This is a genomic window from Dongia sp., assembly GCF_041906375.1.
GTDB lineage: Bacteria > Pseudomonadota > Alphaproteobacteria > Dongiales > Dongiaceae > Dongia.
Genome location: NZ_JAYRJJ010000005.1, coordinates 267,569 through 278,921 on the forward strand (window position 1 = coordinate 267,569; position 11,353 = coordinate 278,921).

Below are 11,353 nucleotides of genomic sequence, written 5' to 3' on the forward strand. Positions count from 1 at the left end.
GGCCGTATTCAGCCGGAGGGCGCGAAGGCCTTTTCAGCCCCTCCCCCCCCAATCCTGTATGTTCACCTCAAATATCCCAGCAGAATCCGCTTCAATCTGACTTGGAACTGCTCCCGCTGGTAAGCGGACCTGCCATGCACTAAGGGCCAGCGAAAACTTGACCGTGAAGGACCCTTTCAAAGTGACGCCGTCGATATAGCCGACGACTTCGGTGAGCGCCGTTGCATAGACCTTGAAGGGCAAGTTTCTCAACCCGCCAAATTGGATTAGCAAGGAGGCAGGTAAAGGCGTCCCCGCAGCGAGCTTCCAATCCACGAAGTTCTGCATAATGGTGGGATCGGACTTCTGAGTCGAAATGTACTCCTCGGAACATGAAAATTTCAGGATGTCAGCGCCGCCCATTTGCGCGATCGAGGTAAAAAGATCATAGGGTCCAGCCTGTTCAACGTGCCCTTCGATACGACCATCAGGCAACCGATAAATCTCTCCTCCGACAATCGCGGCCTTCTGCTGTTCAAGCACGCCAGTCTGATCGAGCATGCCCCAATTGCTAGAAAAATCTTGGTAGGTGAGCGAGCCACCAGCAATTTTGATGTGCGATCCATACCCCAGAGCCAGTGGCTTTCCGAGATCAATATGAATCTCGACACGCCTTCGAATAGCATCTGGTCCGAGCAAATTCCGGATCGCCATCATGCGATCCATAGTCTCTTCGAGTTTCCAACTGAAGATTGGATCGGTCGCATTTCCAATTCGATAGACCTGGAACTCGCGACCGTTGGTAACAACAAAAAACAAGGCACCTATTTCAGGATGCGCCGCGTATGAATACGCTTGCTCGATATCATCGGTGCTAATGGGCACGGTTGGTGGCTTTGCCTCAATTACCCAACGCCCATAGCCGACGACATCGCAGATGTAATCGGCTCTGCCTGCCAGAGGTGGATCCGTATCCTTCTTTCGGCCGAGAAAGGAATTCGCGTAGCGGAGCTTCTTCTCGGTAACAATGTTTGCTGGAGATCCATGCCTGTAACCAAGCTCGCGGAGCAGAGGGAATACTATCGCCTCGCGAACATCTGTCTCGTTCATGGCATCCAGATTATACCCGCTAAATTGGTGTTCCGGCTCGGCCACAGCTTATTCCTCTTGATCGTCTGGATAGGCTTCAGGTGTCACTGCACTCCAACCTGCCCTTGCTGGGGAGTCTTTGTACGAGCAGACCGTCTTTCCTTCAGTGGTGTAGAGATTTGCGCCCCTATGCATCAGTGCTCTTACCACCGCCTTCCTCGGATGATCCGGGTCCGCTTTAGCTGAGCTGATGATTGCGGAAAAGGTCCCTTGCCCCGGCTCAATCTTATTGGCCAGCTTCGGGCCTACCCATTGGTCCAGAAGCGCAGATGATACGTTCCGTCGAGAGCCATGATGCGGGACTTGAAATCGATTGATACCAGGTAGATTGAGGCCAACCACAGGAGCATAGGCCGCAGCCTCGGCCAACGCTCCGCGTCCAGCATCCCCGGTCAGAAGTATTTTTTGTTCGCAGATGTTAGCGTACTGCACCACACTCATCTCATTCTCGGCGCTGGTCTCCTCGGGGGAGAATATTTCAAGCCCCCAATCAGACAGCTTCAAGGTCACCTTCGCGACCACTTTTGCCCCAAGCTCAGCAATGGCGGCTGCCGCTGCCTCGAACAGTTCCTTCGTCGCCTCGGGTGTCTTGTCGGACTCCACGATTAGGTCCAAGTACCGCGCTCTCGTGGGAGCGAGAACGGCGAAAGGACCAAGTAGAGTTCCCTGGAAGGGTTCGCCGATGGGTATTCCCTTTGCCTTCGCGATATCTTCCAAGGTTGCGATATAGGGATATATCTCCTTCAGGCGCGCTTTCAGGTTCTCGACATTATTAAAGCGTGCAAACCGTGGCAGCAGCTCAGCCGCATATTCCCACGGGCGCAGCATCCAGAGCTGCCTGACCTGGAACTCCTCAAGAATGGTTCGCAGACCATTCACGTGATCCCCATCAGGATGAGTAACGATGACTCGGTCTATGATCCCAGGGTTTCCATAGTGCGCGCGAATATGAGCTGCCAAAGACGACCCAGTGTCGACGTAACCGCCATCAACCACATGGATTTGTACCTGTCCACCTACGGAGTACCGCAAGGCGATAGCGTCGCCACTCTTCGTGGTCTCCACGTCGAGAAAATCGATTTCGAAATAGTCCGCCATGGAACTCCCCTTATTCCTTGGCGCCGCACCGCGCGAGCACGGTCGTAACGAAGCGCTGCCCATGATGGCGCGCCGCCTGCCCTGTGAACCAGAACTGTGCGAGAAGGATTGCCGCGTAGTACCCCGCAGTTTCCAAGGACGGGATTTGGATAACTCCCGCGATACCCAGGCCAATGAGCATCAATAGCGCCAAACCGTTGTAGTCTCGGGTGAAGAGATATTCTCTATGGACCTGCAGAACGGCCGCTTCGTTCTCGATCGACTTATACATTTTGTACCAAAGCCGATTCTGATCCTTGGGGTCCGTCGGCAGAGTTCCGTATTTCTGCGCCAGAGCGGCGGGATCGATTCTCGGATCGGTCTGAGCGTAGTGAGAGAATGCTCGGCTGCCTGGAAGCGGATCATTCCAACGAAGGAACGAAATGCGCGCCTTTGCCATCGGCGAAAGCTGAGCATTGGCGATCCCGCTTAGAATTAGCAGGATGCCCGCAGGGGCTCCTTCTACCAGCGAATTGGCGAGAGTGGACCAATCTGTGGCAAAGAGCGCATCCGTTTTGACGGCGAGATAGTAGACAATAAGATTCGCGACCAAGATGGTCAGAATTTTGATCTTGTTCCCGTCCTTAAGTGATGGATCAGACATAGACGCCTCTTTCGAGCACCACGCCCGCACACTATTGTGAGGCGACTCGAAACGAATCGTCTCTACCTATGGGTGTCTATATCAGATAACAGAGATGCTCGAAACAGGCTGGCGGAGGTTAGCTATTTCGTACTGCTAACGAGAGAAGCCTTCATCGGGTCGTACTTATAATTAGTGATCGTTCCGTCTTTTATTCGCTCAACTGCCTCATCAATCACGAACAAAGGCACAAGAAACCACTCGCGCGGAAGAATGCCATTTCCAAAGCGATCTTTAATCTCGATATCCAACCGAGCCGGACCGAAGATCCGGTGAATGAGGTTTTCCAATTTTACACGGCTGATATTAGAAAGCTTGTAGGTTGCGACGATCTCAACGTCAGCCATTAGGAAAGTCGGATCAAGCTTGGCATTGGCGATGCGAGTTTCAATTTTTCCGCCTGTGACCCCAATTTTGTGCAGAACACCTCGATTGGCGACCACAACAGGATCGTCTGACTGGCTGCGAAGTACATAGATCGTGCCACTCGACTGGTCGCCCTCTTCAATTTCTTCAGAGAACAGCGGTCCTGCCACAGGGTCGGTGATTCGCCGCCCCGTCCCGTCACGGTGAAGGGCCCGTTGCAAGGAACGCAGGAGCACATCGCTCTCCGTTCCGTTGTCATAGATCACTCGCAGACGGCTGTCGCGGCGTTCATATTGCGAAATGAACTCCTCGCCAACTTCCGCAACATAGGCAACCTGACCTCCGACGACAAAGAACTCACCCTTCTTAATCTCGGCCATTTTCTGAAAGGGACGGGTTTCGCGGATACCCGCGTCGAGATCTCCCTTAATTGCCAAGAACAACGGCTTGAACTGCTCGAAGTCTTCGCATTTCGTACGGTTTGCGATTTCTTCGGCCGCCCGCTTGTCGGCGGCGGAACGAACATGCCGCAGACTGGAGATGTGGTCTCCAGCTACATCCACGCCCAATTCGGCCAAAAGTGCATCATCATCTAGAGTGTCCACGGTAGGAGCAGCAACACTCGCTCCCGTAAGAATCCCCTGGCGATCCAATGGTTCAAGTATGGCCCGACAATCAATCTGCTCCCGCAGTCGATCGAGGCGCATGGCGTAAAGCCGTTCAAAGATATCGTTGCCTTCACCATGCTGAGGCATGCGACCGTGCTTATCCACGAAACGCTGGATTTCTTCAAACCCCGTGATCACACGCTCCTCTCTCGCTGTCCGGCCAGTATCTTTCTTGACGTCAACCTCGACCCCTAGCTCCTCAAGAAGGGCATCATCTTCATCGGTAAATCCCTTAGCCACGGGCTGCCTCTGCTTTCATCCGCGCTAAAAATGCGATTCCTTCAGCCATGCGCTTCTCCCAGGCATCGCTTGACGTGATCGATGGGAGTCGTCCGCGTTCCTGCTTGAATTTGAGCGCTCGCCTCGCCAATTCACGAGCCTCTTCAGCATTCAGAGTAGTTCTCTTAGCTGAAATCGCTGCCGCCACTTGCTTCAGGCTTTCTTCGCTCATTGTCTTCGCGAGGATTGCGTACGCCTCACCAAAAGGATTGATGCGGTCGATAAGATCGATATCCAGCTCGCGCACATCCATCGCAAACTTGCGAACACCGTCAATGAGCGCAGTATTGGCACTAGGAAGTTCATCGTCATCCAGAACGATTCTCTTGGCCTGCTGCGTAAGATTCAAGGCTGCTACGGCATGCTGACGCACTGCTTCCTGATCGTCGTCCTCAAGTTCTGGGTATTTTTCTTTTATGATTTTCCCCATCCGAACAATAGTAAGTTCCTCTGGGACGAGCTCCTCGTCGAATAGTCCCCGCTCTATAGTGGGCTTGTCTTGCACAAAGGCCGCGATGACTTCATTTAAGTCCTCACGACAGATGCGTTGTGCTTCCTTACTCTTAGGCTCTGCCAGCCCTCTTATCTCAATTTGGAATTCCCCCGTCTCCTCGCTGAAGCCCACGTTGCACTTGGTGGGATCGTACCCACCTTCGCCATAGTCGAAACCAGGGGTAGCGGTGTTACCCGGATTCTTGGGTTTGAACTCGAAACGTGGCGCCAGGACCTGTTCCATAAGCAAGCTGGCCGCGATGGCCTTCAGCGTATCATTTACGGCTTCTGTGACCGCCTGCTCCGAGGCATCTGGCTCCGCAATTAGATTGGTGAACCGGGCGCGGGTCTTGCCTGGCGCATCACGCGTAGCACGGCCAATAATTTGGACGATTTCGGTTAGGCTGGCCCTATATCCAATAGTCAGCGCATGCTCGCACCAAATCCAGTCGAATCCCTCCTTAGCCATTCCAAGCGCGACAATGATGTCGACATGGTCACGATTGCTCTTCTGCCCTGGATCCTTTAGGGCCATTGAAACACGCTCACGCTTGCTAGGATCGTCGTCAACAAGGTCAGCGATCTTAAGGATGCGGCCCGAAGGGGATTTGACTAACTGGAATCCGGTGTTGGGATCGGTCCCCTGCCACTCGCCCAGTTCCTCAATGATATGTTCGACCTCTTTGATCTTATCTTTGGTGCTCTCTCGTGAATTGACGCTGGGGATGTGAATGATTGTCTTCTCCTCCGGATCGAGGACATGGAGGATGTCGTCGACGTAGGAACCGGAATAGAAGAAGTATCCAATATCGAGCCTCTTGAGGTATTCGTAGCCGTTGAGCTGCTCATAGTATGTATAGGTTACGGTATCGAATTTTGCTTCGTCCTGGGGAGCCAAAACTGCCTCTGCATCTCCGCGGAAATATGAACCCGTCATCGCTACAATATGTACTCTGTCGCGAGCGATGAATTGTCCCAGATGCTGTCCAAGTTTATTGTCCGGATTGGCCGATACGTGATGAAACTCATCTACAGCAATCAACCGACCATCGAACTTTTCGATACCAAACTTCTCGACGGCGAAGCGAAAGGTTGCATGAGTGCAAACAACCACCTTTTCACTGCTATCCAGAAACGCGCCTAAAGAATTAACTTTACCGCCATTGTCAGTGCCAGGTGCATCACAGAGATTCCATCTCGGGTCGACTTTCCAGTCGCTCCAAAAGCCAAACTTAGCCAACGGCTCATCATGGAAGCTCGCACCAATCGATTTCTCCGGCACAACGATGATCGCTTGCTTAACTCCCTGATTGGCTAGCTTGTCGAGGGCTATAAACATGAGCGCGCGACTCTTGCCAGATGCGGGTGGCGACTTGATCAGTAGATATTGCTCACCGCGCCTTTCGTATGCGCGCTCCTGCATCAAGCGCATCCCCAAGGCGTTGGCTTTTGTCGAGCTACCGTTGCGGGCGTAAGAAACAGAAATAGATGGAACTGATTTGATGCCGTCCGTCATTTCCTCAACCTCTATTTCGCCTTCTTCGTCGCCCTGCTTCCGGCGCTCATTCTGGTGTACAATTCAAACAACTTCTCTAGCCGCTCGGTATCGTTTCGAAAGCGACGACCGATAAAGATGCGCTCCAGCACTTCATCGTTGCGATCATGTGCTTCACGCAGATCGGTTGGCATTCCATCTGGGTCATAAAGGTCGCCGATAGTGGTTGGGAAATGCTTCTCTCGCGCCAATAAGATATCTTCGGCGCATCTGGTGAGATCAACCTTGTTCTTGTCGGTCAATCGCGGCATTGGAAACGTATTGTAACACAAGGCTGAGGAGTATCTCAGATCCGTCTTGAGTTTGCCTGCCACAGTTCTCACCCACGCCATATGAAGAAGGCTAAGAAGAATGGCCAGGTGCCATAACTCCGCGTCATATATTGCCTGAGCGGAGTCAGAAACAATGCAATCCTCGGAGAGTAGCCCAAACGGGATGTATGGTCGGCGCTCCGAAGAAACTCGGGGGGCGATAATCAAGTGCGTCTTCGCCTGGTGTGTATATCGAAACTGATGGGGTCGCGACGATAGACTTCGGGCAACTTGCCCCCCGGACAGTCTAAATTCACGAACCTTCTCTATCCGACCTTGAATTTCAGGAATGGAAATTGCCAAGGGAAGAGAGGCGTCATCGATCCAAAAACAGTATCGTTGATCGCCGCTTAAGTAGTCCTTCGCCCCATACAGGCGTTTGACCACGGATTTCGCTTCTGGATAGCGCAACAGTAGATCCGATTTTTCTTCTGCCGTGAGCAGCAAATTTCCGCCGTCATAAGGGCTGTTGCCCGTAATGATTGGACTTAACTCGGAAATTGGCGCTAAGGCCTGCTCGACAACAATCTCATGGCCCGGCACAAGATATGGACCGATGCAATCCACCTCACGTGCAAGACCGTCAAAGAACAAAGTCTTCTTCTTCCCGCCTTTAGGTCTGAGACCGACGATCGAGCAAATAACAGCGGCATTATGTGTTGCGTTGTTAGCCCATTTAAAATCTTTGTGGGCGAAGAACAGCTCGATACCCAGGCTGAATATTCGCGGCCACAACTGATGCACTTGCGCGCCCTGGTTCACCGAATTGGTCACCACGAAGGCCACGTTTGCGTGCGTCGTAGCAGCACATTCTGCGCCCTTCAACAGCCATCCAGAAACGTAGTCCAGTTCGCCGATGCTCTCGCTTGAGCCAAAGACTGAAGCCAATTCAGATTTCTGCTCTGGCGATTGCGTCTTCCCTCCCAAGTAAGGTGGATTGCCGCAAATGTAGGTTTCACCACCTTGATTCTCGAAGTCGATCTGTGCCTGATCCAGCGCCGTCGCGAAGAGATCGTCGGCCTGTAACCTCACCCCCGTTCCGGTGGGCGGGCAGATACTTAGCCAATCGACACGAAGGGCATTGCCGCAGGTAACCCAGTTTTGTGTATCCAGCGGCAGGAAGTCTGCCAAGGCTTCCTTTTGGCCGCGATAGAGAACGTCACATTGGTATTCCGCGATGATTAGCGCCAACCGTGCGATCTCGGCTGGAAAATCTCGCAGCTCGATTCCTCGGAAATTTGTGAGTGGGATTTCACTATTCTGATCTGATTCACCGCGTCGCTTATTGATCTCCGCCTCAATCAACCGCATCTCTTTGTAAGCGATGACGAGGAAATTGCCAGACCCGCAGGCGGGATCGAATACTCTTATCCTCGCCATGCGCTTCCGAAGATTGAGTAACGTGCGTGGGTTGTCTCCGGCCTCCTCTAACCTAGCCCGTAGGTCATCGAGAAATAGAGGGTTCAGAACTTTCAGGATATTCGGCACGCTTGTATAATGCATACCCAAGGCGCCACGCTCGTGCTCATCCGCGACGGCCTGGATCATCGACCCGAAAATGTCCGGGTTGATTTTCTTCCAATCGAGATTGCCAATGTGGATTAGATATGAGCGCGCGATCTTGCTAAAGCGTGGAGTGTCTGTACTGCCCGCAAACAGACCGCCGTTCACATACGGAAAAGCATCTGCCCAGCGAGGCAGCTTCGCGGCGGTACGATCTTCAATCTTTGTATTCATTGCGCGGAAGATCGTTCCAACCACCTCGTGGGTGTTGGACGAGTCCTTCTCACTCATCTGTTCGACCGTGTTCGTAAACAGACCAGTGCTACGAAAAATATCTGTATCCTCAGCGAAAAAGCAGAAGATCAGCCGAGCCATGAAGTGATTCATGTCATGGCTACGCGCTGACGTACTCCAGTCGGGATTGTCCTTTAGCAATTCGATATAGAGCCGATTTAGACGGCTGGTCGCCCGAATGTCGAAGGAGCTTTCCCTAACCTGTTCGACGGTTGTAATACCCGCCAGTGACAGGAAGAAGCCAAAATGGTCAGGAAAGTCCTTGTAAGCGCAGGCTACGGTGCCACCGCTTGTCAGATCTTCGGCTTCAAAGGTCGCGCCATCCGTTGCAAGGACGAATTTGGCTTTGGCCTTTCCCGTCATCGGGCTGGCCTTGAGCGCAAACAAGGTCTTGGTGACTTCTCCCGGCGCGGCAGATGCTATGTGGATGTGATTAGTTTGCAAAACGCCGCCGAGATCGGACTTGTTTGTCTCGCCCTTGCGCAGCCTTCTAAGCGTCGTCTCCTTGTTCCCGAACGCTTGCAGGAAAAGGTACGGGAATTCTGCAGCGTCAAACGGCTGCTCGGCGAGAGTCGATATGGCTTCCTCGATCTCGACGGCGTTCATTGTGATTGCTGCCCCTAGACATGCCTACGCGCTGAACGTGCCGGACCTGACAGGCACGATCCGGAAAATGGTATCGTCAGGCCGTACACTACCCCCGGAAAAACGCGATGATTCCTTGAGATTGTAGGAAATTCGCTCATTCTCCTTACACTGGCAAGCAATTACAGGAGCACAGTTTTTCACGATGCTGGGGTGTTGACTCCGGCTCTATGTTCGCTTTATGTTCCCAGCATGACTATCTATCTTCACTCTGCTGGCGAAACGACCTTCCCGACCTGCCGCCTGCGAATACGTCAGGCTGCAGGTGGCGCCATGGCTGCTTAACCGCTCCCTTTTCCGTCGCCTGCATTAGCCGCCGCCCTGGGCCTCCTGGGGCCGCCCCAATCCCAATTTGCAGGTGAACTCCATGAAGCCACCGTATGAAGGGCGCATGCTTGCGTACGCCCTCGCCGAAATCCGTACCCTCGAAGCCCTCCTCGCGGACCTGAAGAGGATTGCCGCAGGACAAGCTCCAACCGCAGCCGATTTGGCGGACGCCCCGCTCCTCGTAGGCTGGCGCATGGCCATCAGGTCTGCGCCATGCCTGAAAGGCACGTCCGTCGGCCATCCTTTGCTTGGAATGAGCGAAATCACGACTTCGCAGGTTTGGGCAGGAGACCACGCGGCTCGTTGGGCACGAACTTACAGCCGCTGGTACAAGCTCGGCGCTTCCCTCCAGGAAGTGGAGGAGAAGGTGCAATGAGCGAGGTATCAAACGAGGAAATCCTAGCTCGATCACGCCGCGCCAAAGCGTTCAAGCGCCGATCTGCGGCGGCCGAAACGGGCCTCCATCTTCCTTCGCTGCATGAGCTGCTCCAGATGCAGGGGTTTTGCGGCGGGGACATGCAGCACGACGCCAAGGTATTTGCGCAACGCCTCATGACCCGCTTGAAACCTCACTGGGCAACGTTTGAACCCACAAAGGAGGCCCTGCTCGCTCTTTCACTAACAACTGATGCCGAAACGTGCCTCACCGCGGCACAGGCTCTTCGCTTCACTGCGGACGAGGATGAGAAGCATGAGGTGATGTGGGAAGAAAGTGCCCGACGCTGTGAGCTCTATGCGGCCGTCTCTGGCAGTGACGAGACAGCGTGGAGGATCGCCGGATACTGTTTCGATCTGGCTGACGATCCACGAACACCAGGTGAGCAGGTTCTCGCCTTCAGTACGGTTGGCGTCGGTTGGGTTCTGGTGGCGGCCGGGAAAGCAAAGGGGTTCCCGCGATACTGGAAGCCGCGCCATGTCATCGCCCACGAACTTGGCTTCAGGATGGTGGACCGTATCGTAACCGAGGTCGACACTGCCGCGAAAATCCAAAAACAAATCTCGGCAGATACAGCCGGAGAGGATCGCAAGGCAGTCTCGCGCCTTACAGCTCTTAAGAAACGGGGTGCCGATTCTGCCTCGGGCGAGGAAGCTGATGATGCTGATGTGGAGAACATCCCTACAGCCGTGGTGATGAGGGAGATTGGCAGCCCTGCCTCCACCGAAGGCAGAGCAATCGTCAAGCAATTCCAGGCGATCTTGAATACGCCCCTTCCGTTGCTACCCATGCCGGACCTTGCAGTCGTCCGGAAGACTTTACTAACCGAGTTCTCTTACGCGGCGCCTGTTATCGAGAACGTCATCAATGATCTACGGGGCCGCGACCATGTGAAGTTCAGACCGACGATTTTTGTCGGCACCCCCGGAAGTGGGAAGACGGCCTTTGCTCGCAGGCTTTTTGAACTTCTCGGCGTCCCTTACGAACTCTACGGCTGCGGTGGTGTTGCGGACGCCACGCTGGCTGGCACGGCTCGCCGCTGGAGCAGTGGAGAGGCTTGCCTGCCTCTTTCGCTGATGCTGCGGCATATGCTTGCTTCGCCAGGCATCCTGCTTGATGAAACTGAGAAAGTGGCCACCTCAAAGCAAAACGGATCGCTCTTAGATGCGTTGCTCAGCATGACTGAACCGCAATCGTCCGAGCGATGGCATGATCCTTACGTTCAAGCGGCTGTTGACCTCCGACATGTTCTTTGGATTGGAACGGCCAATAGCATGAACGGGATTCCAGCTCCGCTGCGTGATCGCTGCAGACGCATTATCTTTCCAACTCCGACCGCAGAACATCTGGTGCCTTTGGCCAGCCGCATCATGGCTACACTACATGAGGAACAGGGCCTGGACCCGAGATGGGTGGGCTCGTTCGATCAGGTGGAACTCGATGCGATGCGATCATCTTGGCCGGGTGGCTCGCTTCGCAAACTACAGCTCATCGTCGGCGTGATCCTTAAAAGTCGAGACAAATTTTCTTCAACTAACTGATATTATTATGTTTTTTGAAGATTTCGAT

8 protein-coding genes are annotated in these 11,353 nt (G+C 53.7%); 2 read left to right on the top strand and 6 right to left on the bottom strand.

Annotated elements, in window-relative coordinates; all coding sequences use genetic code 11:
• Positions 1–33: 33 nt before the first annotated feature.
• The 6 genes from ACE3OA_RS16930 to ACE3OA_RS16955 all read right to left on the bottom strand — a co-directional run bounded on the left by ACE3OA_RS16930 (position 34) and on the right by ACE3OA_RS16955 (position 8,982).
• Entirely contained in the window at positions 34–1,134 is a 1,101-nt protein-coding gene (locus ACE3OA_RS16930; RefSeq protein WP_374312850.1) for a hypothetical protein, read from the bottom strand.
• Positions 1,135–1,137: 3 nt separating this feature from the next.
• Positions 1,138–2,226, bottom strand: a complete 1,089-nt coding sequence (locus ACE3OA_RS16935; RefSeq protein ID WP_374312852.1) for a ComEC/Rec2 family competence protein — start codon at positions 2,224–2,226, stop codon at positions 1,138–1,140.
• A 10-nt stretch (positions 2,227–2,236) separates the two neighbouring features.
• Positions 2,237–2,869, bottom strand: a complete 633-nt coding sequence (locus tag ACE3OA_RS16940; protein ID WP_374312854.1) for a hypothetical protein — start codon at positions 2,867–2,869, stop codon at positions 2,237–2,239.
• A 122-nt stretch (positions 2,870–2,991) separates the two neighbouring features.
• Complete coding sequence (locus tag ACE3OA_RS16945) at positions 2,992–4,182, bottom strand: GIY-YIG nuclease family protein (RefSeq protein ID WP_374312856.1); 1,191 nt, start codon at positions 4,180–4,182, stop codon at positions 2,992–2,994.
• The gene (locus ACE3OA_RS16950) at positions 4,175–6,229 is read right to left on the bottom strand and encodes a DEAD/DEAH box helicase (protein ID WP_374312858.1); all 2,055 of its coding nucleotides are present in this window, start codon (positions 6,227–6,229) and stop codon (positions 4,175–4,177) included. Before ACE3OA_RS16950 ends, ACE3OA_RS16945 begins: the two co-directional genes overlap by 8 nt.
• 11 nt (positions 6,230–6,240) lie before the next feature.
• Positions 6,241–8,982 (bottom strand): class I SAM-dependent DNA methyltransferase, encoded by a 2,742-nt coding sequence (locus ACE3OA_RS16955; protein WP_374312860.1) that lies wholly within the window; start codon positions 8,980–8,982, stop codon positions 6,241–6,243.
• A 406-nt stretch (positions 8,983–9,388) separates the two neighbouring features.
• On the opposite strand from ACE3OA_RS16955, the gene ACE3OA_RS16960 reads away from it, so the two are divergent.
• Both ACE3OA_RS16960 and ACE3OA_RS16965 read left to right on the top strand, forming a co-directional pair.
• Positions 9,389–9,724: a DUF6634 family protein gene (locus ACE3OA_RS16960; protein ID WP_374312862.1), complete on the top strand. Its 336-nt coding sequence runs from the start codon at positions 9,389–9,391 to the stop codon at positions 9,722–9,724.
• Positions 9,721–11,325: an AAA family ATPase gene (locus ACE3OA_RS16965; protein ID WP_374312864.1), complete on the top strand. Its 1,605-nt coding sequence runs from the start codon at positions 9,721–9,723 to the stop codon at positions 11,323–11,325. Before ACE3OA_RS16960 ends, ACE3OA_RS16965 begins: the two co-directional genes overlap by 4 nt.
• The last annotated feature ends 28 nt before the right edge of the window (positions 11,326–11,353 follow it).